We start from the raw sequence: 27,000 nt of genomic DNA on the forward strand, positions 1-27,000 counted from the left end.
AATATCCTCTTGTGGTTCCTTAAAGTTATAATCCGTCACTTTACTCTAGCGACTGTCTATTCCAGCCTCACTTGGGCCCCCCACAAATCTTGCGGGAGAAATACTCTGTCGGTGGGTAGGGGAGCAACTGGGGCCGTGAGGGTAAATTGACCCGCTTCAATTTGCTGCTTCAATTCCAATGCTACTTGCCGGGAGAGAAACATACTCGCAAGGGGGGCGGCCCGTACTGGTTTGCCCTCGATGAGAATGCGGCCAGTCTTTAATTGAGCATAGCTGACTAAACCGAAGGTGGGACGAACGCGCCGGGGGATAGAGAAATCTACCACCGGCGCTACTATTTTTTTGTCGGATACTGCACAGTGGGCGACGACTGTTTCGTTTAAGACGGGAAACGGGATGCCGACTCCCAGCATCAGGGATGGGCCGTAGTTTTTGAAGTAGCAGCCGCGCACCCATTTGGAGTTCATCTGTTTGGCGTCGCCGATGAGTGCGAGGGTGGCGGCCGGGCCGATGGGGGTGCGGTTTGGCTGGCGTTTTTGCAGCGGGAAGTGCTGGGTTCCTTCCCAGGTGATGTAGCCCTGAGCGCCTCCTAGGAAGATGCGGGTGCCGATGCCGATGATTTCGAGGTCGGGGTCGTTTAGCAGGGGAGACATGGCTCCAAGGTTCGAGTAGACGGCGTTGCCGAGGTTTGGTTGCAGGGGGCCGAGGTAGGTGAACAGCGGGCGATCGCCCCCGTTGACGCCAACAATAAAGTTTTGATATGCGTTGCGGGGATTGAATAAATAAAACTGGTTGATGGTATCGCGGGTAATCGTGGTTTCAAAGGAGGCGCGGGGGTAGCAGTCTGTTACCTGCCCCAAGGCGCGCAACTGCACGGGTTGGCCTGCTATTAAGTCTTCGATGACGTGTCCGCCGCCCCGTTCGCGGGATTCTTCGCCGTCTTCGGCTACTTGGGTGGCTCCCAGGTACAGGTCTACTGCCCCGAAGCCGGAGTAGGCTAAAACGCCGTCTAGCCAGCACTGGCGGATTTTTATGGGCGGGTCGGTATGGCCGAGGTTGATGATTGCACCGGAGGATTCCATCGGCTCGAAGGTGCCGGTGGTAATCACATCGACTTCTTTGGCTGCTTGGGTAATGCTGGTTTCTTGAACTCTAGTTTTGAGTTCTTCGATTGTCCAGACTGTGGCTTTGCCTTGGCTGATTTTATCGTTGATTTCGTCGATCGATCGCATAAGACTATTTTAGATTTTAGATTTTAGTGTGATGGAATGTTGAGCGAGCGAATGCTGTTTTGGCGATCGACCTCCTTATTGGTCTTCGCTATAAATTAGCTACAAACTCTGTGTTTGCAATTGCTGGCTTACCCACTGCTGCCAATACCTGACAATAGGATTATCCTCCAGAGTTTCTGACATTTGTACTAAATGATGATTCAGCAAGGTTGCAGGCATAATTGGAAATGCGAGACTTTATTCGCAAAAAAAAATTATGTCGGGGATGTTTAAGTTGGTAAATTTGGACAGTTCCTTGCCTATAGCGCCCACTTTAAATAATTCCTAGCTGCTGAGAAATTGGTCATCGATTCGAGAAGACACTGGTAAGATCGACTTCAATGACTAAATCGGGTGGCGGATTGTTTAAGCTTTCATTTTTTTACCGATAATACTGTCAATATTTTGCATATAAAAACATGAATTTTGTTCTGCACCTTGTTGTAAATCGGAGCTATTTAAACTCGTCGAACCAAATCCTTTAATTCTCAATTTAACCTCTTTAGTTAATGCGGTAAGGATGTGTTTCACCATGCTATTTATGTTTTCGGGCAAATCGGACGGAATCATGATTTATAGCACTCCTCGACTGTAAGGGAATTTAGAGGCTTGCCGCTCTCCATATTCTGCTAATAAGGTCTGATAAGTTGGCAAATTTATATTTGGTAAAACACCTCTTTGAGTAGTTGTTAAACTGGGATTTTCAATGGGTGTAAGAGTCATCATCGAGCGAATTCAATTATTGATTTTCAGGAGTGTGGCTTTCTGTATTATTTGGGATTTCTAATTTTTGTTCGGGCAGGGTTTCTGGCTTGTTATGTGTTACTCCTAAAGATTCGTACTCCTCGTGAATAGCGGTATCGATCGCTGCTAGCTTTCTGGGATTGGTGTCCCACTGGTTCAGAATGTCTTTAATCAAAACTTCTCTAACCCAAACTTGAGCGACAACGGTGAGAGGAAGGGCAAGTAATAGTCCTAAAAATCCAAAGAAGGTGGCAAAGAATACTTGAGCTATTAAGGTAACAGCCGGCAGTAGCGCTACTTGCTGCGCCATAACGTAAGGGGTGAGGAGGTTGCTTTCAAATTGTTGAATTAGAAAGTAAAGGATCAGCACAAAACCTGATTTTAAGGGAGAGTCTAAAAGTGCGATCGTCACTGGGGGAATGACGCTCAAACCTGGTCCGATATTGGGTATTAAGTTCAGCAAACCAGCTAAAACAGCGTGGGCTAGAGCTAGGGGAACCTGCAATACTGACAAACCAATAAGGCTAAGAAAAGTGATGACGCTCATACTAATTAAAGCACCGATCACCCATCTGCCGAGGGCTATTTCGCATTCATCTAAGATTCCCTCGATGCGCCGCCGATAAAAAGAGGGAAATAGTTGAATAAATCCTTTTCTGTAAGATAAAGGATCTGCTAATGTCATCAATGTCAAAACTATGACTAGCAAAAAGCTGAGAATAACACCTAATGTGTTACCAACAAAGGCTCCTGCACCGCCAACGAGTTGATTGAATAGGGGTTGCAGTTGTTGAATAATGTCGTTAATATCAAGATTCGGTAGTCGCTGACCAATTTGTCCAGAAAAGCGAGCTTCAATCTGATCTATCCACTCATTTAACTTTGCTATTCCTTGAGGGGCTCTTTGGGTAAGTTGTTGAAACTGTTGGGCAAAGGGTGGTACAATAATTAGGAATAATCCTACGAAAATGAGGACTAGGAAACTAACTGATAAGAGTACGGCGAGCGATCTTTTGAGTCCGAATTTTTGCAAGTAGCGTGCTAGTCTGTTTAAGGCTGTGGCTAAGACGACGGCGGCAAACAGCAGCAGTAGGGCCTGCCTGATTTGCCACAGGATGTAACAAGATGCGATGAGGGCTAATAAGCCAATCCACTGTCCTAGCTTCATTAGATTTTAGATTTTAGATTGAGGAATAGGGTATTGGGAATTGCTGCTGGCTAATTGCTTTGCAGCCCCGAAGCGATGAATCGCATCTCTACAAGATACCTTAGATACGCGCGATCGCCTCTTTAATCAGATACCCCTACTCGGACATTAGCATAAGCAGCCTCCTCAATTCCCTTTTGCGAACACCTGCTGCTCTGTCAGCTTCAATTCTGGGAAAGTTGGGGACTCAATACACTCGCCCCCTCGGAATAGTTTGACTTGGTATTCCCCGTCAATTAGTTGGTAAATCGAAAAAGTTGGTTGCTTGGGGTTGCCGATGAACCGTCTGCCGCCCAATCCTAGATAGTCTATAATCCAATATTCCTGAATACCCATTGACTCATATGCCTCAAGCTTTAGGGCATAATCATCCCCCCAATTAGTGCTAGTTACCTCGACGATTAGGGGGAGTGATGAACCCATTGTGATAATTGATGATTTTTCCCATCGCCGCTCGTTCCCAATGGTTTGTTCGTTAAGTACAATAATATCTGGTTCATATCCCGATTCCTCGCGCATGGGTTTGATGACGCATTCTGTGGGGATGAAGTAGGGCAAATTGAGACGCTCAATCTCTATTCCGACTTTCAGTGCGGTAAAACCGGCGACTTTAGAATGTTTACCTGTTGCTTTTGGTATTTCAACAATTTCTCCATTGTGCAGTTCATAGCGGTGTTCTGACTTTTCAGGATACCAGTCAATGAATTCATCGAATGTTACTAATTCTGGTAGGGTTTGAATCATGGTGAGTGCCTCAAGTTTGGTTTTGATAAGCTGTACGGGGAATTAAGATTTTGGCAAAAACATAGTCTTTAGACCAAGTAGCGATTGGTCGCACTTTTTGATTCCGTCTCTACTGCTGCTGTTGGCGCGATCTCCCTAACCTATAGAATTCTTGTTACCTTCAAGTCTTTCTCGAACAACTTCTTGATAAAAAGTCTCTAAAGCTGTCACGCAAACTTTATCGTCAAACAGATCACCTTGTCGCTGACTCATGCGTTGTGCAATGTCTCGGCGCCACTTTGAATCTATACCCAACTTGACCGCAATTTCAATATATTCTTCTTCATTTTTGACGATTGTGTCTGTTACTTCCAGCCTTTTGAGAAAGCTATAAGCATGAAGTCCCCGCATAAATTCTCCCGGACAAGTTACTATGGGTAAATTGCAAGCGATCGCCTCCAAAGACGTATTCCCCCCCGACCAAGTAAAAGTATCTAAAAAAACATCAGACAGAAAGTTAATTGCTATGTAATCTTGTCGAGTTGGAATAGTTCGGAACAGACAGTAATCTTCACTGTCGAGATTCACAGCAGCAAAAGCACGTTTTAGCCGTTTCCTAAGCAGTGCCCCCCGCGGAAAAATAAACTGAGCTTGCGGAACGCGAAGGGCTATTTCTGCTAAAATAAAATCATATTGTGGTAAGTATTTGAAAGGAGCTTGGCAGCATAAATAAATTACTGCATCTTCTCGCAGTTTAAAATCTGAGCGAGTTTGGGTTAATTGACCAACAATCGGTTTTGGGTAGGAAACGCCAATATTAGGTAACTTAATTAAGGTTTCTGAGTAGTGCAATTGTGCATTTTCTGGCTCCATCAATTCACTGGAAAGAAAATAATCAATCGTCGGTAAACCAGAGGTTACAGGATGTCCCCACGCCGAACATTGCACGGGGGCAAGGCGCAAAGCTGCTATTTGTATAGTTGGTGCGTCCATGCCGATTTCTGGGAAGACCAGGATATGCAATTTGTCATCAATAATTTGTTGACATACGGCTTCTAGGTTGTGAGGAATGTGGTGAAATCTATCGCTGTATTGGCGAAATTGTTCTGTAATTGGATCTGGATCGTTCCCCGTATAGTAACAGTAAATTTCAAATTGTTGGTGGTTGCAATAACGCAACCAGCCAGTCAACCATAAAGTGCCACTGTAAGAATGCAAATAACTAGAAATATAACCGACTCTAATTTTGCCATTTTCCAGCAGTGGAGGCATTGATTGCGGTTGCACCCACTGCGAATAGTTGGCGACCATAACTTGATGGACTAAATTAGCATACTTTGATTGCGATTCCACAACATTGTAAGCCTGATATGCTAGGTAAAAATTAGTGAAACTACTAAAACCCCGCAAAGCATTAATTTTGTCTTCGGGAGTTTTTAGGGAGGTTTGCTGAATTAAATTTTCTAATCCTTGGACAAATCTTTCCCTGTAAAATATGATTTCATCTGATGTGTTATAAACAATCGGCAATGTTAAGTGTTGGAATAGTTGAAAAACATATTCATGGGGCAGTATTTCCGTTGCTTTTTCGGCACTTGATATAGCTTCTTGAGTGCGTCCGTTTTGCTGGAAAATTTTGATACTTTGAAAGTGCAGTTGTCCTGCTGTTGGGTAATGGTGGATGCCTGATTCAAGAATCCCGATCGCTTCTTCGATTCTGTTGAGGTTTCTTAAACACTCGCTTAAGTTACCATACAGTTCTATATCTCCTATCTGGGATACTAAAAACCTTTGATAGTGCTTAATGGCAGCTTCATATCTTCCTTGACGATAGAGTTGGTTGCCGAATTCTCTCAATGCTAATGCTTGGGAATCAACAGTTATATCGCTAAGTTGTTTTTGTTCCACTACTGGAATTTCTGCGGTTCCCGATTCTGCTATTGCTTGGTGATTTTCCGCATTCAGCTTAATTCGATATTGAATCTGTGGCAAAATATCGAGCCACTGGCTTCGATTGAGGTTTTCTAATAAAATAATTTCCGGTTCGCAGCTAGTATCTAAATCTTCTTCCATGAAAAGATTCATCACAATCGCTGATAAAATTAGATGGGCATCTATTTCAGATTTTTCTAAATTTTCGCTCACATATATTAAAATAGTGATAAAATCGCAATCGGGATGACTTACCAGACTCCTAATAATTAGTTCTAACTCTAAATAAAGAGATTCTTCTGGTTGGTTCCAATCAGGAAAAATCAGCAAATTTAAGGGTTTGAGATTTAAGGTGGCTAGATCCATGTGATTGTCTGTCTCATCTATATTGCTGGGCATGGAGGGGTTTTGGTGTGAATGTTCGATCGCCTCTGGCTTAATTTAACTCGTCTTTGGGCGCGATCGCCCTTAAGCCCCTATCTTGGGTTTTGGCGCGATCGCCAGCCGAGGATAGCAGCTAGGATGATACTGGGGGTAAAGACGGCGATTAGAGCGTTGAGGTCGGTAGAGGGTATGGATAAGCTAGGCCCTGCGTACTTTATCGTCAGGGAAAGTGCGGCGGAGAGGGAGAATACTTTGAGGATCGGGCTGATGTTGGTGTTCATGGAGCTGCTAGTTGGTTGTATAATCTGTTTTTGCGCGGGGGCTGCAAATATTGACCCTCACTATTATGCCAAGTCCCTGCCGTTGTACCGTGTGGGGTTTGGGGAAAAGCGCGATCGCTCGTGGGGGAGGGTGTTGATAATATTTATGAAAATTTTGGGTAAGCTTCTGTTTAAACGTAGGTTCGCATAATTGAGATTTCCTTCCTTAACCTAACTCAGCAAGAGCATACCTTGTTGCTGGCGATCTTTTAAGCAAGCCAAGCATCTTGCCGGAAAAATTGATAAATTATAAGTCGTCAACTCAGGGACTCAAAGCCAAAACCAATGATTAGCGTCAAAAATTTTTTAGAGCTTGCTCAAAATCCAGACTATTGGAAAAGCCTAAATCCCCAGCTAAGTGTAGGTGAAAATTTTACTTCACTATCTGGAAGTGTTCTTTCAGTTGAGCAAGAACATATGGAAAAACTGTTGTTCAATCTCAAGAATGAGGGCTACTTTCAAATCGATTCATTTTTGTCTGAAGCAGAGATTTCGCGCATGGCCGCTGCCATTGAAAAACTGCGAGAGTCAGGCTGGCCTGTCCCCTTCGCGTTCATTTACGATGAGTTTTGGCATACCTTTAATCGATTGTCTCACATATTATCAGTTATCCTCGGCGAGGAGTATCGACAGTTGCCCGCTTTTTGGGGTTGGTACATCAACACGACGAATGCTGAAAAAGGATGGCAGCCACATCGCGACAACGGTGGCAACACTCTTTTGCCAGACGGGATGCCTAAATGTGTAACAATATGGATTCCCCTCAGCGATGCCATCCCGCTGAATGGATGTATGTACATCCTCCCAGCTCCTTTCGATCCTAATTATGGCGGTAAGGTTCAAAAAAGTGAAAAAAAGGAAAGTATCAACTTTCAAGATATTCGTGCATTGCCGGCAACTGCGGGTTCTGTTTTGTGCTGGAATCACGCGGTATTGCACTGGGGAGGCCGCAGCAGCGAAAGAGCGCCTCATCCACGCATAAGCTTGGCTTTTGAATTTCAGCGAAGTGACGTTGAGCCATACAAAACTCCACTGCTTGACCCATCTAATCCCCCAAATTTTAATCAGCGTTTGGGCTTGATCGGGAAGCAAATCCTTCAGTACAATCATATGTATCCCTTGTCGAAGGAGATGGCAGAAGTTGCTACAGAACTGGAAAATAAATATCTACTCCCCTCAATTAAGAAGCGAGATAACTCTATAATGGAAAATCAAGAATTAGATACAAGAGATAAAATTTGTCAGCAATTCGATAAGGTTCGCTATCCTAGAACTCCCCTCGAAACTTCTCCCAAAAACGATTATCAGGCTTTATTTTTTCATAATATCGCAACAGCTTACTATTTAAGGAATCAAAGAGTTTTAAATACTGAAGGTAAAGTTATTTTGGATGCCGGCTGCGGGAGTGGATACAAGTCATTAGTTTTAGCAGAAGCTAATCCAGGAGCGAAAATAGTTGGCATCGATCTTTCAGAAGAATCGGTTAAAGTAGCTCGGCAGCGGTTACAATACTATGGCTTTGAAAATGTAGAGTTTTACGCACTGCCAATAGAACAAGTATCTAGTTTAAACATCGAATTTGACTATATAAATAATGATGAAGTTCTTTATCTCATGCCTGACCCTGTGGGTGGTTTGCAAGCGATGAAGTCGGTTTTGAAGCCGGAGGGAATTATCCGTACTAACCTCCACAGTTCACGACAGAGAGCGTTGATATATCAAGCTCAGACTGTTTTCAAAATGATGGGTTTAATGGACGGCAATCCTGAAGAATTTGAGATTCAATTACTGGGAGAAATCATGAATGCCTTGGATGATACAGTCATAGTGAAAGCAAGAACTGGGAAACCTGAATACTACCAGAATGAAGGATGGGTACTGATGAATTACTTATTACAAGGTGACAAAGGCTATACCATTCCAGAAGCATTTGCCACCTTGAGAGCCGCTAATTTGGAATTAATTAGCATGGTGAATTGGCGGCATTGGGAAGTGACGGATTTATTCAAAGATTCAAATAACTTACCCGCGTTTCTGGAAATGAGCTTGCCAGAAATTTCTGTGGAAGATCGACTGCACTTGTTTGAATTATTACATCCCATTCATCGTTTGATTGACTTTTGGTGCGGTTATCCCAACCAGGAGCAGCAATTTTTGCCAGTTCCTGAATGGACACTCTCTGACTGGCAGGAGGCTAAGGTGCATCTTCACCCTCAATTGAAAAATCCCCAGTCTAAAGAAGACCTACTCAACTGCATCACGAGTCACAAACCCTTTGACATTAGTCGTTATGTGTCTTTGCCAACTCTAAGGCCTGTCGTGATAGAGAGTAACATGGCTGCTTGTCTGCTACCACTTTGGGAGGGAGCGCAGCCTATGCGGCCTCTAGTGGCTCGGTGGCTGAAAGTCACACCGCTGCATCCCGTCACCCTAGAGTCTGTAAGTGAGGCGACGGCCTTTGAGCAAGTCAAGGAACTATTGACTACGCTGGAATCCTTTCTGTATGTGCTTTTGGAGCGATCTGCTTGATAAAAAAAAAAAAAATAGCTAGGTTGATATGAAAGCCAGGGAAAAGGGGTAAGTTAAGTGTACGAGTTAGAAATCAAGCATCACACGCCTCTAGGAGAAACAAACCATGAAGACTGAATTTAAAGCCAGATTCCTGCAACACCTCAATCAAAAAAGACAGGATAAGGGTTTCACGCTAATTGAACTGCTGGTTGTTATCATCATTATCGGTATTTTGTCTGCTATCGCTTTGCCTTCCTTCTTGAACCAAGCTAATAAAGCTAAGGAATCAGAATCCAAGCAGTACACTGGTTCCATGAACCGCGCTCAGCAAGCTAAATTCGCGGAATTAGGAGGCTTTGCAACAACTGTTGATAATTTAGGGCTTGGCATCAAAACGCAAACTACTAACTACAAATACACCATCGTTGGGCAGAGTTCGGATAATGCCATTGGCTCTCAAGGAATACCCATTGCCAACGCACTGAAAGCCTATACAGGAACTGTAGCTCTGGTGGGAAATACTTCTACAAGTGAAACCAGCACCATAGCAGTTTTGTGTGTGAGTAAAGGTACTCAAACTACAGCTTTGGCTCCTGAACCAGCTCCTGCCGCGAATGCCACTCTAGAGTGCCAAGCGGGCGATCCAGTTACGAAGTAGTAGGAGAGGTATCTGCTAGGGGAGCGTTTTTTTACCTTTCTCACCTCGCCTGAAATTTGAGATTACAAGAGATTACAACGTCCAGCAATTAATCTCGCAGCCAGAAGCTGCGAGATTAATTAATTATATATATGCAGCGATGACCGATCAAGATTTATTGGCTGAGCCTGCCGATTGGCAACAAAAAGCTGAGCAATACCTTCTGCATGGAGACTACCATGATGCAGAGATTTTTTACGAACAGGCAATTGAAGCGGAGCCGGCAATCAAGTCTCATTACTGGCATTTAGGGTTAACGTTGCTCTTGCAGGGGCAAGAGGCAGAAGCTCAGACGACTTGGCTACTAGGCATGGCGGAAGGGGAGCCAGAACAGGTTGAATTGTGGACAGCCGAGTTGTTGCTGGTGTTGCAAAAAGAAGCCGATCGGCAAGTAACTCTACCAGACTATGCAATGGCCTGGGCAATCCGTCAACATATCAGGGAAATTACGCCGGAGGACATTAACAACCTGTTGCATTTGATTGGCTTGTGCATCCTGCTTGAGAATTATACGGGAGATGAATTAAGTGCTTTAGGCGTGATAGAACTGTTAGAGTCGGAGCCATCAATACCATTAGATTCGGCTCTCTTGATGCAGGTGTTGAAGAGTGTTTTAGATTATGCTCCTTTTCACCCATCATCCCTAGACTTTGCATCAGCTTCTATAGCTCATATCCGCGAGTTTGAAGTCTTTGTTTACCTGATAGTCATAACATCGATAACTATTGCTCACTCGTCGCCACATTTAGCAGCTCGTTTTCTTGAAATCTGTCGTCGTTTAGATCCTGAAAGTATGGGAACTCAGCGATTGAGTTTTTTGCATCATTTGGCTAGTTTTTACCAAAACGCTCGACAATACGATCAAGGTATAGAAGTAGCAAAGTTATGCTACTCCTTAGCAGAAGAACTCTACGATAAAGTTTGTGCTAATCACAAAGTTTTGCGCGGATTAATGGGTGCTGTTGGCTATTGGGAAGAGGTATCTTCGCTGATTGAGGAGCATAAATCTCAGCTAGAAATGCTGATAGCTAAACAGCCAAGAAACCTAAGTTCCTACACAGTTGTCAGTCTATTTACTACCACCTTCTTTTTCCCCTACTTACAGGATCAGGCAAAAAACAATAGACAAATTCAAAATCAAGTGGCGGGGCTATGCCAAGCTAATATTGAAGTTTATGGTCGGGAACAGGTAGAGCGATACCGAAAGCGGCATTTAGTTAATAAAAGCAGCGTTGTTGCCTCCAAACGCTTGAAGATAGGTTATCTATCTCATTGCTTCGGAATGCACTCTGTGGGCTGGTTAGCGCGATGGCTGTTTCAGCATCACGATCGCGAACGTTTTCAAATTAATGCCTATTTTATGGGTTATATAAAAAAGCCGATACATGACTTTTTAGAAGAGTGGTATATTCAGCAGGCAGATCGAGCTTTCAAAGGAAATTTGTCTACCTTTGAAATGGCTGAACAAATCTATCAAGATGAGGTTGATATTTTAATTGACCTAGATAGCACCACTTTAGATTTGAATTGCGAGGTTTTCGGACTTAAGCCTGCGCCGATTCAAGTCACTTGGCTAGGTTGGGATGCTTCAGGATTGCCTGCTATTGATTACTTCATTGCCGATCCTTATGTTTTACCGGAGTCTGCTCAGGATTATTATAGTGAAAAAATTTGGCGCTTACCTCACACTTATATAGGTGTCGATGGTTTTGAGATGGATGTACCGACTTTGCGACGCGAGGATTTGAGTATTCCCAGTGATGCTGTTGTATATATGAGTTCTCAAGTAGGCTACAAAAGGCATCCCGATACGGCGCGACTACAGATGAAAATTGTTGCTGAAGTTCCTAATAGTTACTTTTTAATTAAGGGTGGGGCTGGGGAAGAATCCCTTAAAAAGTTCTTTAATCAGTTAGCAGAAGAAGAGGGTGTAGATGCTCAACGCTTGCGATTTTTGTCGCAAGATCCTACAGAAGCAATTCATCGAGCTAATTTAGGCATTGCCGATGTTGTGCTGGATACTTATCCTTATAATGGTGCGACAACTACCCTTGAAACCCTCTGGATGTGTATTCCTCTTGTGACGCGGGTAGGTGAACAATTTTCTGCACGAAATAGTTACACAATGATGATGAATGTGGGAGTAATGGAGGGGATTGCTTGGACTGACGATCAATATGTGGAGTGGGGGGTTAGGCTCGGTAAAGATGCGGTTTTGCGACAACAAATTAGCTGGAAACTACTACAGTCTAGGCGAACTTCTCCTCTGTGGAATGGCAAGCAGTTTGCCCGTGAGATGGAGAATGCTTATGAGCAAATGTGGCAGATATATCTGGAGAAGAGTTAGTCGAGCAAGGTAATTGAGCGTGAAAATATCTGATTCTATTAGCTTTTTCAGAAAATATAGTTATCTAAGTGTATTCCTGTTTATATTAATATTTTGGTTTTTTATTTTGATCGCAAGTGGTTCGTTGTTTTCGGGATACCACTTTACTGATGACCATGAAATAACTCATATTAACTATAATTTAACTGTTCAAAAACTGGGTATTTTTCAAGTAAGTAGTCAATGGATTCACAATGATTTGCTAACTGGAAGGTTCCGACCTTTTTATTATGTTCATAGAATCCTGGCAACAAGATTACTAGGAGTTAACTTCGGGTGGTGGTCATTTTATACGGGAATGTTAGGGGTTTTGACTACTTTTTTCTTATTTATATTTGGCCAACTGATAAGATTTTCAATAAGTGAGGCACTACTATTTTCATTTTTAACAACCTTAGGGGCACAATCAGCAATATGGTGGCAACTTGGGCCGGCGGAAACAATAGGTACATTCTTGCTAGCGGCGGCTTTAGTATTTGCAGCACTGAGTGAGATATCTAGTAAATATACAAATTTACCGGAAACTTTATTCATTTTTTTAGTTTTAATAATGTCTTTGTCCAAAGAAAGTTTTATCCTTGTGATTCCAGCTATAGCTTTGATAAAAGTATGGCTGTCTCATCATCTCAAAACTTTGGCATGGCATGAATCTCTTAAGAAAAATAGTTTATCTATATTTATTTTAGGCTTATTTTTTACCGTTGAGTTTTTATTAGTAAAATTTTATATTGGGCTAACTCCTGAGATTGGATATGCTGGATTCGAGGGATTTAGTATTTCCAGAACTATTACTGCTACTCAACATTTAAGTCAGGCTGGTTATTGGTGGATAATATTAACCAGCGTGATAGCAATAAGACTAACTATTAAACCCCCTTATTCTCAATCCTTACGCCAGATTTTAAATGTTTTATATTTTCCAATCCTTTTACTTCTATTAGTTTCAGTACCTCAAGCATTACTTTACGCTAAGTCGGGAATTGTTCAACGATACATATTACCTGGAATTTTAGGTTATGCCTTTTTAATAATAAGTCTCTACAATTATCTGACTAAAACTTATAAAATTGCAGCTAAGTTAATTTTATTATTAATTCTGATTGGGTTGAGCTTTAACTTGAGTGTAGCTTGGGATGCTGCTAATACTTTTGCCAAGGAAGGGAAATCTACTAATGCTTTACTAAGAACAATAGAGGTGAACACGAATGTAAACGATAAAATTTTAATTGTTTCAAACCCTCATCTTTCCTATGAATGGAGTTTTTCAATCAAGAAATATATTAATTATGTATCAAATAGAAATAATTTATATTTCCACAGTTATGTGAACACAAATAATTTTTTCTTTAAAAAAATAGAAAGCTTTTATAACTATCAGATTTTGGATAAAATAAAAAATAAAGTAGATGTGCAATGCGTGATAATTTTTCCATATCAAAAAAATATATTTTTAAGTAGGTCATCTTGGTTTTTAAGGGATAAGTTTAAGGAGTATGAATTTGGGAATTTTAATCGTAATTTCAATAAAAACACGAAAATGCACCTTTACTGTAAGAAGTAGATAGCCAATCTGGTATAATTGAGGGATTAGGTTGGAAGGATGAGGCATATATGGAAAAATTATTATGAAAGAAAAATATATAAGGAATGAAAAATCAATAATTTGATTAATTAGGGAGTTGAGGTACGGCTCTATACTTCCATTTTGGTAAATATTGAGCGCCAACAATTTTCAGAGTTTTTTTTAAATTATCAGTCACCTTTCGATTAATTTGATAGAATTTATCAACCACATTTACAACTACGGATAGCCCGTATTAGTGTGAGTTTTTTCGACTAGAGTTTTGACTAAATCTAGACTTGTAAAAATTAGTCCTTGAGAAGCTAAGCGTGATATGAGGGAAGAGTCGATGAAGGCTATGTTCTCTGCTTATATCCTATGGCTACAATATTGAAGTTTTCTCGGCGTACCTCTAAATTGCGGAAACCAGCTTGCTGCATTTTTCCCTCAAGGCTGTGGGCTGTGAATGCTGTATGGTGAGCCATGTAGTAATTGCCAGGAGCAATCATTTCCCTAAAACCATAGAACATATCAATGGCTGCGATCGGACCACCAGGAGAAATATACAGGGGAGAATCTTCTAAGTTGCCCTGCGCTATTGCCTCTGCTGCTGTCTGGATATCTGGCACAAGAATCATGGCGAAGCCCCCAGGTTTTAAAACGCGGTGGAATTCTGCTAAAACAAGCGGTACTTGATGATAATAAACGTGCTCTACATTGTGGGATGAATAGACAGCATCAACTGACTCGGTGACTACAGCACTCATATCTGTGATTGAGCCGATGATATCTGGCCTCACAGCAGGGTCAATATCCAGTCGCACTTCTTGCCATTCATCTGTAGGGAAGGTTTCAGGTAAACTATTTGGATAATAAGGCCCGCAGCCAACATGAAGTACCGTCTTAATTGAGCTATTTTGGAATAGAGCTTTTGGCAATGTCAAAGGGGCTGTTTCTTGTTGCTTTAACCTTTTTTGCACAACTTGTTCGTAGAATTGTTCTAGACCCTTAACACAGGTTTTGTCTTCATAAAGATTAGTGTGACGCTCTCTCATGCGCTGGGAGATTTCCTGCCGCCATTGCGGGTTTAATCCTAACCTTACCGCAATCTCAATATACTCAGCTTCGTTTTGGGCGATCGTATCTGTCACCCCTAGCATTTTCAAAATGCCATAGGACTGACGACCTCGCATGAATTCACCCGGAGAAGTCACAATAGGTAAATTACAGGCAACTGCATCAAAAGTGGTGTGACCACCTGAAAAACTTAAGGTATCCAGAAAAACATCTGAAGTTAACAGGAGACTGGTGTAACTCTCCCACTCTTGACTTGGCAAAAATACACAATAATCCTCGCTCTTCAAATTAACGGCGGCAAAGGCTTTCTGTAACCGCTGGCGAAATTTCTTTTCTAGAGTTTTCGAGTTATCATTTAAAGTCTGCGATCTAAATACAAATACAAGCTGAGCTTCGGGAACTCGGCGAACTATTTCGACAAAGATGTAATCATACTGCGGTAAATATTTAAAACTCGATTGACAAGATAGATAGATGACAGCAAAATCGCGAAGCTGAAAATCTGAACGAGTTTTAGTTGGTTGGGGAATAAACGGTTTTTGATAGGAAATTCCCAGATTCGGTAGCCGAACCAACTGTTCAGTATAGTGTTCTTGGGCATCATCTGGTTCAAGCAAGTCACCAGATAAAAAGTAATCAATGGTTGGCAGTCCAGAGGTAATGGGATGTCCCCAGGTAGTACATTGAATTGGAGCCAAACGCAGGGATGCTAATTGGGTTGTAGGTGCCCATATCCCAATAGCTAAAAACACTAGTATATGCAACCGGTCTTTAAATATTTGCTGACAAGCTGCTTCTAAGTTGTCAGGTATGTAATAAAAAACATCACTTGATAACCTAATTTGTTGAGTAGTAGAATCTTTACTTACGTAAGAACCTGTATGGTAGCAAAAAATTTCAAACTTGTCTCTGTTGCAATTTTCTAGCCACCCTAATATCCATTTAGCTGCACTGGTATTACCAATGGCATCAGAAATATAACCAATCCGAATTTTGCCATTATTTGCAATCGGCGGCATCGGCATGGGATTTACCCATGTAGGATAGTTAGATCCCAGGATATTATGAATAAACTTGCCATACCGTTCTTGTAATTCTCGATCATTGTAACCTTGATAAGCTAGGTAAAAATTTGCATATTTGCTCGTGCCAATCAAAGCTTTATTTCTGGTTCCGGCACTGTCTAACTTAGTTTGCTTAATAACCTTTTCTAGTCCCTGAATGAATTGCTGACGGTAAAATGCTATTTGTTCATATTTTTCATAAAATGATGGCACTAGTAATTGGTTTATGAGATAAAGATAAAAGTCATCTGGGTGAGAAGTGGATGCTTCTTTTGCACTTGCAATCGCTTCTTGAATACTGCCATTTTCATTAAAAATATTAATTCTGAGATGGTGAAATTCTGTCTGATTTGGATAATGGCTGATGCCTTTTTGAATAATTCTGAGACTTTCTTCTACCCGGTTCAATTGATTTAAAGCACTTGCTAGAAAAAGATAATTATTTACTTCTATATATTGATCAATTTCTAGTAAAGATTTAAAATGTTTCACAGCCCCTTCATAATTACCTCGGCGATAGCAAGAATAACCAAAATAACTCAACGATAAGGCTTTCTCTCCTTTAGCTTCATAGGCTAATCCTAAATTATTAAGAATGTCAGGATCGCGAGGATTGAGAGTCAAAGCTTTTAGATAGACCTCAATCGCTTCATCCCAATTGCTATTAACCATCAGCACATTGCCTAAATTTAGGTAGCTGCCAAAATCATTAGGATTTTCTTGAATTGCTTGACGATAAATATTCTCAGATTCTTGAACATGTCCTATTTGAAGCAAAATATTACCTAGATTATTGTAAGCGTCAGTATATCTGGGATTAAGAGCAATCGTTTGTCGATAAGCCTCAATTGCTTGCTCGTAATTAGAGGTTTTTTCTAAAGCTAAGCCCAAGCTATAATGAACCGTAGCTTTTGAGGAGTCAAATTCCAAAGATTTGGCAATGGTGTAAATTGCTTCTTGATATCTTTGATTGAGGTAGTAAATAATTCCCAAATTCATCCAAGCAGCAGCATTATTATTTTCATAAAGCAATATTAATTTATACTTTTTCTCAGCTTCCGCATATTGATGCCAGTGAGTTAATACTGCGGCTTCTTTGAAGAGACCGCTAACTGATTCTGTCTGCTGCTTTAATTGAGTTTCTCTGAGGGTTTCAATGACAAATTTACTGTGGGGATTATTGTCGGAATTATAGCTGAGAGCAGTCTCATTATGAATTCTATCTCTGTTCCAACTTAAAATAGAGATGCCATTCCAAAACGTCTCGTCACAGAACTTTAATGTCGGCAAATTAAGGACAAGTTGAGCTTGAGGATTAGTTACTGTAAAATCTAAGATAGCTTGTTGAGCTTGATCGAAGTTAGCATTACTTAAAACAATTAGGGCTGTGTCTGCCAGAAAAGGTTTCACTAAAAGCAAAGCTAATATTTGAGAACGGTAGTTATAACTAGCATCATAAAAATAAACGCCGATTTTTTCATCCAGTCCTACCTGTTGCAGTTCCCCAAAAAATTCCTCAAAGTCTTGATTACAAAAAAATACTTGGTCTTCCAGATTAAATTCAGATAAATTATTTGTCAATTTTTCTAAGTTTTGACCTGACTCGTCAAATTCAGAAAAATTATCTATGGCATAAGCCATACAATCTGGATGATCGAGGAGGGCACCGATTAAACTAGCTCCCCGCAAGCAACCAATCTCACAATACACTTCTCCTGGTTCCATGCAGTCTACTGCCCAATTAAGGAATTGCATAATATTGGGGGTTGTCATTCCCTCCACTTGTTCAAGGAGCTCCCTAAAGCGCAGAGATTTCGGCTGTACAGATGGGAGATTCCAGTTATTATAATAATTAGGAAGATGGTTGAGAAATTTTTGAACGTCCATACAAATTTCCTCCTTAATTTTAGATTATTTACTTGGCGATAGTTCGCCTCTCTTTGTTAGGAATAAAAAGTTACACTATTTTAGCTCCCATCCTCCTGATTCTAATGGAACAACATTTTTGTTGCAAAAAGTGTTGAGTTGAAATGATGGAATATTTGGGACTGCAATTCGAGCGCTCGCCTCTCTATTCTCATTCTCCAATACAATTCTCCCATTTAGGCGCGGCATCAGAACTGACCACTGAATTTCGCTCAACTGTCCAATCAGTGAAATTTCCGGTCCATCAGACACATCTAAATCTTCTTCCATTAAAAGATTCATCGCTACGCTTGATAAAACAAGATTAGCATCTTCGTTAGAAATATTACTGCTGTATATTAATAGAGTCATCTTGCTTTTGTCTGGGTGAGTTGCGATGGCCCTCACCACTCGTTCCAACTCTAAACCAAGAGACTCTTCTGGCTGCGACCAAGCTGGAAAAATAATTAAGTTAATCTCTCTCAAGTTAATTGCATCTAAAAATATCGCTTTTTCACCTTTTTTTTCCTGTTCTTTCTGCTTTTGTGGAGTGTAATAACCGACCATTTCCAGAAAACGCAAAGCTGTAGGAACAGGAGAGTAATTTTTAATAGCCCACTGCCGACCTTCAGCAGAGATTTTTTCTAGAATTCCTGGGTCATCAGCAATGCGAGCGACAGTATCATGCGTATTGTCTAAATCAATTCCTACATAGTGCCGCCAGTTTTCTGGCATTACTGGAAGTTTAACTCCATACTTATCAAAATCTACGTGAAACGTTACGCACCCAGCCGCCAATGACTCCCAAAAACGCCAACTATCCCACCATTCTACGATTGGTTCTCCTGTGAAATAGCTGGAGGTAACAGCACCCCCAAAGCACGCACAAGCCGTAGATTGCTTCAGACGCTGGTAGTAACTCGGATAGTGGCGTTGACCTGTTTGCTTCCAGTGCAAGTAGTGGTAACTGTCTGAGGGAGATTTATCAAAATCCTCAGCGGTATCATCCTGGGGCAAAATATGTTGAATTAATGGCAAGAATTGTTGGCCAACAATCTGCCTTAGAGGGTTGTCAACTATCATTACTCCACTCTCAACCCATAAATAACCCTGAAGAACTTTAATCAAAGTTTTAGTGTATGACAATTCCCTGTGCTCGTTGCGGAAATTGACGAGCAAGCATTTTTTTCTATCCTGAAAATGATTGAATTCACTGGTTTCTCTAAGTATACGGTTAGAAAGACCAAAAACCCACGTTAAACAGTTTGAAGGATCTATAGATTGGCTGTTGCCGTGAGTTCTTAATCTGAAATCAAATTTTTCTAACTGTGGATTCCAGATGGTAAAACCATCCATGTCATCCAGAAAGACAGTAACATATTTTCGCTCTGAGTGAAATAGATTTTCAGGAAAAGATGTTGCGTTTCTCATCCATCTGAAGTCCAAAATCACAATCGAGCAATCGTGATGAGTCACACTTGGCTCATCACAAAATAAATATTCTTCTGTATCCGGGTCAATCTTCCAATGATTGATGTTTGAATAAAAAGGTATTCCCAGTTCTTTAAAGCCTTCCGCTAAACATATACTTAAAGGTGAATAGACTCCTTCACAGCAATAGAAAAATATAGGTCTGTCCAAAGTTGGGTTTAGAGGGGGTTGGGATTTTGACATATCGCTGTTCATATTAATAGTAGCTATACAATCATTGCTGAGCTTTTCAGTCAAGATTACATATTCATAAAACTGTCCACTAAATAAGATGGGATTTCTTCATGTCCTGCCACTGCGATCGCCTCTCGATTCTCATTATCCAATATAATTCTACCATCAAGGCAAGTCATCAGAGTTTCCCACTGAATTTCACTTAACCGTCCAATCAGTGAAATTTCCGGTCCCTCAGAAACATCTAAATCCTCTTCCATCAGTAGATTCATCGCCACGCTAGATAAAAGTAGATTGGCATCTTCATCAGAAATGCTGGTAGTCTCTATCAGTAAAGCTATCTCACTTTTATTCGGGTGATCCATACTAGCTTTGATGACACGTGTTAAATCCTCCGCGATTAATTCTTCTGACTGGTTCCAGTCAGGAAATATAATTAGATTAATATCTCTTAATCCGAGATCGTTACTAAGAGCCTCAACTATTCGATGCTGAGGCACTCCCTCATCTGCCCATGCGTAGTCTTTGTTAAAATTATCAATCCACTCTTGTAACAATTTACTGTAGTCTTCATCGGTAACTGGCAATTTTTTACCAGGACATATTTTCGGGATTAATTCAGTTTGTACAAATAATTTTAACTGGGGATGCCAACCGTATCGCTCTACCGTATATAAGATTGAGCGAACCGCTTTGAAATACTGTTCTGTTCTTTGTAGAATAAAACTATTTACATAGCCTAAATAGTAATTAAAATCAATAACAATTTGTTGGTGAAACTCACAGCGTGCTTCGGAAAAACCTTTTGTAAAAGCAGTGTAAATACATTCAATTAAGTGTTCCACTGGTACATCAGTCATCTCTAAAATTTGTTCCGATGACATTCCCCAATAGTCAAAATCATGGGCAATAGAACCATAGGCAGATGTTGATTTTGACAATAACTGAATCATTGGTAATGGTTTAGCCCAGTCTGTAAGTGCTATTTGGGTGATGCCACTTGAACAGCCGATAAAAAGGTGACAATACTTAGTCAATTCAGCAGTTTCCCTCATAGTAAGAGTGCTACCATCAATAATTCCGGGATTTCCTTTAGGAATTGGGAAATTAGATGAAAGAATAACTTGGCAATCTGGCAGCAGAGAAATTATCCCTTGAGCTACATATAAAGCATATTGAGGTGTAACAAAAGACTGACCACTTTTCGATGCACATTCAAACAAAATTACATGACTGGATTGCGGCAAATTATGCTTTTCGGCAAAAGTTTGGACTTTTTCAACCTCATTGCTTCGCAGTTTTAAAATATTCTGTATTGGAACAGTTATAGGTTTTGGATAAGCCCGAAAAATAGAGGGACGAACAGTACCGTCGTAATTTTGAAAGTTATTAGGATAAATTTGGGCCAAAAATATTTCATCAAAATCACCACGATCAGCGCGAGCTTTTGCCTGGTTTTCAAAATCATACCAAGCTGCTGCCATGTCAGCCCAACCAGCTAAAGGAATTTCCCAAATTTCATCAACAAATGGGTTTTCTTCAACTGTCCCTTTACAAATAGATGAAATCGCCCAAGTCAGATGGCAATTGGGATAATCCTGCTTAATTTGTCGAGCTAATATAGTTGTATAAAGACAATCTCCATTGGATCCAAGCTGGCCCAGTAGGATTCGTTTACCGTAATTAATCATAGAATTTTTCATCATTATTATTATTGAAAAACAGTAGTTTGAGAGAGACTAATTTTTTTGGAAAACCAGCATTCCAAAGGTATAGCTGATATTCGCTCCCGGAGAAAAGTAACCAGGTTTGATTACTGCATCTCCCAAAGACCAATCTACAGGCTCAACTAAATTTAAACCACAATTTTTACATTTATCTATCAAGTTTTTAGTATCGTTTTCATCCAAAGGATTCCAGAGTCTATCGTAAAGCTTGAAGTCTGGCTTAAGTTTCGGTGTCCAATAATCAAAAGTTACATACAATTTGCCATTTTCTATCAAAAGTCTAGAAACTTCTGTGGCGAATTTTTTGAAATCTACTTCATGTTCTATGACAGAAAGACAAGTTATATTGGTGAAGTAATGATCTGGAAGTTTGGTATCCATGAGATCTCCAATCATATATTTGACTTCTTCCAGAGGCACATCAGGAGGTTGAAGGTCAATCCCATATTTTTCGCCTTGGACATTTTTCAAAACCGCATTCTTTAAAATATAAGAGTCAGAACTACCCATATCTAAAAGATTACCGTCTGATAAATCAAAGATGATGTGAGCGATATCCCAGTCTTTACAGACAAGATTATGGGAAGCATAGCCATTTCTATGTAGATAATCAGTACATTTATAAATTTCATCTCTAAATTTCAAGAATTTACATACAGATGGTTTAGAAGATGTGGCTATCTCTGATTTATTAACGAGATTAGCACTTCCGCGAGGTTTCCGATTTGTGTTACCTTTAATTTGAGTTTTAGCGCTGGCTAAATATATATTATTACTACTTATGTAGTCTCGAAGACGATTTACTATTGGCAGATTTTCTAGTCCGTACTTTACCAGCTCAGGATTTTGAGCTAAACTTTCAATAATATTATCGGCAAAGTTATAATGTGGGTCAGTGCCATAATTCAGAGTAAGATACTCCAGAAGCTCTAGGGCATAATCAGTATAGTCCATGACATCAGCTATACAAGCCAGCTTCAAAATTCGCTCAGGTGTCTGTAAATGTGTATTTAAGTTGGGGCGCATCAAATCCCGGAGATAAAAGGCATCAGCCCATACTAATGAGCCAGGACGGTTTCGAGAAGTAATGGGTGAAGTTGTGCGAACTGCACGTCCCGTACTAACAATTAAATCAAAGAGTGTAAAACTTTGGTTTCTCAAATACACATCTAAATCACCAAACAGAGGTTGATTGACATATATGTCTGTAAACTCAACTTCGCTGTAAACAGCTAGAATGCTCTGTTTTAAAATTTCCGAAGCTCCTTCTAAAACTGAAAGTTCTCCACCCTGAACATCAAGGTGAATGAAGTCAATTTCTTTAATGTTTTCCCAATGGCAAAAAGTATCTAAAGTTGTTGTTTCAATTTCGATAGTACGATCTAGAATTAGACCTATATAGCCGTTAAACCGCTGCATATATGACTCATTGGGCGGATACAAAGAACTACATCCGGGATATTTATTTACATAAAGTGTGGATTTTCCCTCTTTATTGCTAAGAGCTAAGGGGATATGGTTTTCAGTCCAATTGACTTTTCTAGCTTCTAGGTCAGCATTAGCTTGCTCGCAAGCTTCTACATCTGCATCAAATCCATAAATAGTTAAGTTAGGGGCGAAAATATCCCAATTTCGACTGGCATAATCATCCTGCTTTTCAATTTTGCGTGAACCAACAATACATACGGTGATGTGAACTCTGTCTAACTTACCGCTCTTCTTTAAACTTGGGAGGAAAAACATAATAATTATTAGTACGTAAAAATGATGAATGCTCGATTTTGTTCCGATTTACCCTTTACCGATCGCCCTTTCCGCTACTACTTCCCCTTCGCCTGCCCCAACAATACCTTATAATCCGCCCGATCGGGATTTAGCTTCACCAACTTCTCCAAAGGCTCGATCGCCCCCACCTTATTATTCATTTGCAACCGCACATTTGCCAATCCTTCCAGAGCCGTCTGATTCTGCGGTTCCCGCTGCAAAACCGTCTCATATCCCCGTTCCTGCGCCGCCAGCAAAGATTCCTGAGAAACAGCAGCAGTCGCCGGTTTTTGTTGGTGCTGGCTGCTCAAACCGCTGCTGAACAGACTGAAAATACCAAAAATTGCAGAACCACCAAACGAAACCATTGATACTAACGCAAAAATCTGCTTAGTTCGATCGCCCTTATTAACTGGACGAGGGCTAGATTTTTTCTGTGTGCTTTCCATTGCTAACTCTTGGCCTCGCTGTTTTCCAGGCACTCAAGAAGCGCCTATATCTAGATTGCCCAAGTTCGATCGCAAAACGATCGCCCTTGGCCATTTAAAATTTGAAACCTCTTCTAGCCCTACACACAACACCAGAGATTTGTCAAGGACATTTAGGTAACAATAACACGCGGGCGATCGAGATTGGTGAAGGGCGATCGCACCATGACTTTTTAGCCGTTACTCTCAGGCAATTGGTCAAACCGAGCTCGGTAACGCGCTAACAAAGAATCGAGTTCAGCAGCACGCTGGCGTTCCGCTTCTAGTGCTGAGGGTAATTCATCAGGAAGCCGTAATTTTTATCCATTATCTTCCCGATCAAAAACAATTAGTTTTCCATTTATTTATAAACGCCGTTGCAGCACTTCCCTGCGACTTTTAGTAATTAATTGATAGCTATATTCCTGTTGGTAGTATTGAGATCGATCGCTCTTTTGAATTCCTTAAGTGCCTCAACATGACTTGGCATATTAACACACCTGACGAGTAAAGCTATATCGAGTTCTGGGAGCAATTGGGAACTCGCAATCTCTTCGTATCCTTGCTGTCTGAGAGCATACAGAGACAGTCGGCTGTTTTCCCAAAACCCGACTTCAGGGATTTGCAGCCGTTTGTAAGCCTCTAGCTTATCAATTCCGCCGCTAGTGACGACTACTTCGATCGCTAAATCTGGACGTTCTCTGTCAGCACCCAATTCGTAAGACTTGTCGGCTTCACACTTCACCAGTCGCGATTCATTTCTAAAGTCAATGAACCCGTTGGAGTGTAATCTAAGCCTGCTTTTAGCAAATAAGTTTCCAGTAAAGCACCAATTCGCTCTTTCGCTGTTTCGTGTTTTATTCCAGGCATTTTCTGAATCTCCACTATCCCATCTAAAAATGACAGCCGAACCCCTGGAATATCCAGCATCGGTTCTAAGGTTTTGAATTGTTCCCACGTTAACCCTGGAAATAGCAACGGCCGATCTAATTTCTCTTCTAACGTTGTTGCAGTCATGCCCATCGCTCCTTAATTGTGGTTATTTTAAATATCAAACGTCCTTGCTGACTTGATTGTGTAATCAAAATGGGATTGGATTAAGGGCCGAAAGGTCGCTCATCGACCCATCACACTTTCAAATGCCATCAGGATCGATACCCTGACTTCTCAAGTATGCCATTAGTCGATCGACCCTCTGGCGTTCCTCTTCGGCCCTCTGGCCTTCCTTTGCGGCGCGCTGGCGTTCCTGTTCCACCCGTTCGGCACCCCACAGCAGCAAATTGCCATTCTCATCCCACCAGCGCAACCAATAACCCGTTCTCTGAGATTTTTCACCTTCCCAAACCCCCAGAAATAAACCCATTGATTCTATCCAGAATCGCTGATTAGCATCCGGTTCTTGCAATTCATATTCTCTCGATGTCGAGAGTCTGTACACTTCCAATACTCCCGATTTTGGTTCAAAAATTACATAAATCGGTACTTGCAAAATTCGCTCATAAAACCGCCACTTGCCGTAAGGATATGTCGGTTTATTTGAATATTCACTGCCGTCTGTATCCGATAAAAATTCCATCACTACAGCAGGTACTTCTCCCTCAGCATTGGGCGTATAACTACGGCGAACTTCTCCTGGTTCTGCTAGCAATACCGAGGGAACGAACACCCAATCTGGTGCTTTTACTACTGTTTTGTCGTTAACTTTGGCACAGAGTCCAAAATTGGAAGCTATTAGCATTGAAGCTAGGATAAATCCTGCCATATCCAAGGCTTCGCGCAGGGCGGCGGCTAAAAGTGGTTGGTCGATGTTTTCCACAGGATCATCTGGTAACTTAAAGTCATCTGGCAATTTTTCCCAAGTTATATTATACTGGGTTTTGGTTGCCTCCGGTTTCGATAAAATTTGCGTCATTGGTTTTCCTTGTTTCGACAGAAAGAGTTCTTTGTTAATAAGATTTGGACAATAACTTTAATGCCAGGTGCGAAATGCGCACCTTATTAACTAGCTGTAATGGGGGTGTGTATTGGGCAGGTTACTAAGTAGAGTAAATCGCGAATTTGGGGCAATTGCAGTTATTCAATGATACCCTCTTTTAATGGGTATTTTATGGCTTTACTGGTTCTGCTGACCTGGCAGTTTGAGAAGGTAGAACAGGCATTTTTTGCGGCTTGTGCAAGCTGGGAAATCCCGGCTTTACTGATTGATTTCTGGCAATTGTACTCTCATTTACTTTCTCAGAAAGAGGAGCTAATGTTTGAGTCACTTTAACTTGCTGTCGCAGTTGTTCTGTCGAACCCAACAAACCTCCTAATCCGTTGAACAACCTGCGAATATTGTTGCGGAAAGCCGGATCTCCTGTCAAATCATCCACGTCGGAAGTAATTTTCTGCACGTTCTGAAATGTAGCTCGTGCAGAATCTAGAGTTTGCTGCAATAATAGCAAAGTGGCCGGATTGTTTACCTGGCTGGATAAATCTCGCAAATTACCAGAAGCTTGGGCAGCATTCGCTGATAAAACTTCTAAATTGTTCAGCAATTGTCCTTGGTTGATTCGATTAATTGTTGGACTAAAACTGCTGACAGCTACCCGCAGTTCTTGACTGCTTTGATTGATGTTATTCAGAGTTGAGACTAAACTGGCGCGGTTGGTTGCTACTAAAGAATTGAGTTGGTTGGCTGTTAATGTAACTTGATTTGCTGCTTGAGTTACTGAATTAGCAGAATTTATCGCAGCGGCCGATACGGCTTTTGTGGAAGTGTCCGCCGTAGCTGCTACTTTAGAAATATCAGTGGCGACTCCTGATATTTCTGCTTTTAGCGATTGATTTAAATTGCTGGCTTCTCCCTTTAATGATTGATTTAAACTGCTGGCTTCTCCCTTTAAAGATTGGTTTAAACTTGCTATTTCGGTTTTTAATGATTGATTTAAGCTCCCAATGTCTGCCCTTACATCTTGATTCAAAGTTTTTATTTCGGCTTGGGCAGTTTGAGTTAAATTCGATAAATCTTGAGTGACTTTAGCTGCACCTTTAGCTGTGTTGGCTGTATTTTCGGCGAGGGATTTAATATTGTTGAACAGCGCGGGGTCAGTGTAGAAATTAGCTAGGCGGACTGTGGATTTAATGAGTTCGTCGATAGTGACTCCAGCTTGACCTTTTAAGCGCGAATTTTGGCAGATAATCTCTGGGGGACAGTCGGCACTAACGGGATTGGCGGTAAGTAATGATTCTGGCAAAATCGAGTTGGGGGTAATGTCGATCGACGATTCGCCAATTAAACCGGATTTATTCGCTTCGATGGTAACATCCCTGGGAATCACTAAAGTACCGGGGGCAATCTCCAGCGTCACGTCTACGCCGTTGGAACCCGGTTTGAGGGCGGTAATTTTACCGACTGCAACCCCACGATATTTGATGGGCGTGCCTATTTGCATTCCTTGGGCGCTGCCAAATTCTACGGCGAATTTGTAGCTGCGGTTCCCTAGCTGTACGCCTCGCAGCCAGAGCACTAAGCCGCCAAATAAACCGATTCCTACTAAAATTAAGAACCCGACAGAACCTTCTCTTACAGTTCGCGATCGCATATTTTCTCCTC

General features: G+C 41.2%; 20 protein-coding genes and 1 pseudogene. 6 read left to right on the forward strand and 15 right to left on the reverse strand.

Annotated elements, in window-relative coordinates; translation table 11 throughout:
- Positions 1-56: 56 nt before the first annotated feature.
- From QUA23_RS13540 to QUA23_RS13565, 6 genes are all read right to left on the reverse strand, one after another.
- Positions 57-1,232 (reverse strand): homocysteine biosynthesis protein, encoded by a 1,176-nt coding sequence (locus QUA23_RS13540; RefSeq protein WP_333076618.1) that lies wholly within the window; start codon positions 1,230-1,232, stop codon positions 57-59.
- Between the two features lie 405 nt (positions 1,233-1,637).
- Complete coding sequence (locus QUA23_RS13545) at positions 1,638-1,841, reverse strand: hypothetical protein (RefSeq protein WP_333076617.1); 204 nt, start codon at positions 1,839-1,841, stop codon at positions 1,638-1,640.
- A 169-nt stretch (positions 1,842-2,010) separates the two neighbouring features.
- Positions 2,011-3,183: an AI-2E family transporter gene (locus tag QUA23_RS13550; protein ID WP_333076616.1), complete on the reverse strand. Its 1,173-nt coding sequence runs from the start codon at positions 3,181-3,183 to the stop codon at positions 2,011-2,013.
- A gap of 165 nt (positions 3,184-3,348) precedes the next feature.
- Entirely contained in the window at positions 3,349-3,966 is a 618-nt protein-coding gene (locus QUA23_RS13555) for a Uma2 family endonuclease (RefSeq protein WP_333076615.1), read from the reverse strand.
- A gap of 135 nt (positions 3,967-4,101) precedes the next feature.
- Entirely contained in the window at positions 4,102-6,276 is a 2,175-nt protein-coding gene (locus QUA23_RS13560) for an O-linked N-acetylglucosamine transferase family protein (protein ID WP_333076613.1), read from the reverse strand.
- Positions 6,277-6,353: 77 nt separating this feature from the next.
- Positions 6,354-6,542 carry a hypothetical protein gene (locus tag QUA23_RS13565; RefSeq protein ID WP_333076611.1) on the reverse strand — a complete coding sequence of 63 codons (189 nt, stop codon included), beginning with the start codon at positions 6,540-6,542 and terminating at the stop codon, positions 6,354-6,356.
- A 537-nt stretch (positions 6,543-7,079) separates the two neighbouring features.
- On the opposite strand from QUA23_RS13565, the pseudogene QUA23_RS13570 reads away from it, so the two are divergent.
- The 5 genes and pseudogenes from QUA23_RS13570 to QUA23_RS13590 all read left to right on the forward strand — a co-directional run.
- A pseudogene (locus QUA23_RS13570) lies at positions 7,080-7,520 on the forward strand (phytanoyl-CoA dioxygenase family protein); the annotation flags it as partial.
- Positions 7,521-7,784: 264 nt separating this feature from the next.
- Positions 7,785-9,110: a class I SAM-dependent methyltransferase gene (locus QUA23_RS13575; RefSeq protein WP_333076636.1), complete on the forward strand. Its 1,326-nt coding sequence runs from the start codon at positions 7,785-7,787 to the stop codon at positions 9,108-9,110.
- Between the two features lie 106 nt (positions 9,111-9,216).
- Positions 9,217-9,750, forward strand: a complete 534-nt coding sequence (locus tag QUA23_RS13580; RefSeq protein WP_333076609.1) for a type IV pilin-like G/H family protein — start codon at positions 9,217-9,219, stop codon at positions 9,748-9,750.
- A 139-nt stretch (positions 9,751-9,889) separates the two neighbouring features.
- Positions 9,890-12,136 (forward strand): O-linked N-acetylglucosamine transferase family protein, encoded by a 2,247-nt coding sequence (locus QUA23_RS13585; RefSeq protein ID WP_333076608.1) that lies wholly within the window; start codon positions 9,890-9,892, stop codon positions 12,134-12,136.
- Between the two features lie 19 nt (positions 12,137-12,155).
- Positions 12,156-13,736, forward strand: a complete 1,581-nt coding sequence (locus tag QUA23_RS13590; RefSeq protein ID WP_333076607.1) for a hypothetical protein — start codon at positions 12,156-12,158, stop codon at positions 13,734-13,736.
- 356 nt (positions 13,737-14,092) lie between these two features.
- On the opposite strand, the gene QUA23_RS13595 is transcribed toward QUA23_RS13590, so the two are convergent.
- The 5 genes from QUA23_RS13595 to QUA23_RS13615 form a co-directional block, all read right to left on the reverse strand.
- A complete protein-coding gene (locus QUA23_RS13595; RefSeq protein WP_333076606.1) occupies positions 14,093-17,764 on the reverse strand; it encodes a tetratricopeptide repeat protein in 3,672 nt (1,223 codons plus the stop codon).
- A 75-nt stretch (positions 17,765-17,839) separates the two neighbouring features.
- Positions 17,840-19,510, reverse strand: a complete 1,671-nt coding sequence (locus QUA23_RS13600; RefSeq protein ID WP_333076604.1) for a hypothetical protein — start codon at positions 19,508-19,510, stop codon at positions 17,840-17,842.
- A 2-nt stretch (positions 19,511-19,512) separates the two neighbouring features.
- Positions 19,513-21,138 carry a hypothetical protein gene (locus QUA23_RS13605; RefSeq protein WP_333076603.1) on the reverse strand — a complete coding sequence of 542 codons (1,626 nt, stop codon included), beginning with the start codon at positions 21,136-21,138 and terminating at the stop codon, positions 19,513-19,515.
- A gap of 48 nt (positions 21,139-21,186) precedes the next feature.
- A complete protein-coding gene (locus QUA23_RS13610) occupies positions 21,187-22,917 on the reverse strand; it encodes an FkbM family methyltransferase (RefSeq protein WP_333076601.1) in 1,731 nt (576 codons plus the stop codon).
- A gap of 77 nt (positions 22,918-22,994) precedes the next feature.
- A complete protein-coding gene (locus QUA23_RS13615; protein ID WP_333076600.1) occupies positions 22,995-23,387 on the reverse strand; it encodes a tetratricopeptide repeat protein in 393 nt (130 codons plus the stop codon).
- Between the two features lie 101 nt (positions 23,388-23,488).
- Between QUA23_RS13615 and QUA23_RS13620 the strand changes: the two genes are divergently transcribed.
- Positions 23,489-23,650, forward strand: a complete 162-nt coding sequence (locus QUA23_RS13620; RefSeq protein WP_333076598.1) for a hypothetical protein — start codon at positions 23,489-23,491, stop codon at positions 23,648-23,650.
- Between the two features lie 161 nt (positions 23,651-23,811).
- Here QUA23_RS13620 and QUA23_RS13625 read toward each other — a convergent pair whose 3' ends face one another.
- From QUA23_RS13625 to QUA23_RS13640, 4 genes are all read right to left on the reverse strand, one after another.
- Positions 23,812-24,150, reverse strand: coding sequence for a Uma2 family endonuclease (locus QUA23_RS13625; RefSeq protein WP_333076597.1), 339 nt, complete (start codon positions 24,148-24,150; stop codon positions 23,812-23,814).
- Positions 24,147-24,422: a hypothetical protein gene (locus QUA23_RS13630; RefSeq protein ID WP_333076596.1), complete on the reverse strand. Its 276-nt coding sequence runs from the start codon at positions 24,420-24,422 to the stop codon at positions 24,147-24,149. The genes QUA23_RS13625 and QUA23_RS13630 overlap by 4 nt, the downstream gene beginning before the upstream one ends.
- A 118-nt stretch (positions 24,423-24,540) precedes the next feature.
- Complete coding sequence (locus tag QUA23_RS13635) at positions 24,541-25,317, reverse strand: Uma2 family endonuclease (RefSeq protein ID WP_333076594.1); 777 nt, start codon at positions 25,315-25,317, stop codon at positions 24,541-24,543.
- A gap of 193 nt (positions 25,318-25,510) precedes the next feature.
- On the reverse strand, positions 25,511-26,989 hold the full coding sequence (locus QUA23_RS13640) for an MlaD family protein (protein ID WP_333076593.1): 1,479 nt from the start codon (positions 26,987-26,989) through the stop codon (positions 25,511-25,513).
- Between the last annotated feature and the right edge of the window lie 11 nt (positions 26,990-27,000).

The organism is Microcoleus sp. Pol1C5 (genome assembly GCF_036701115.1).
Lineage (GTDB): Bacteria > Cyanobacteriota > Cyanobacteriia > Cyanobacteriales > Microcoleaceae > Microcoleus.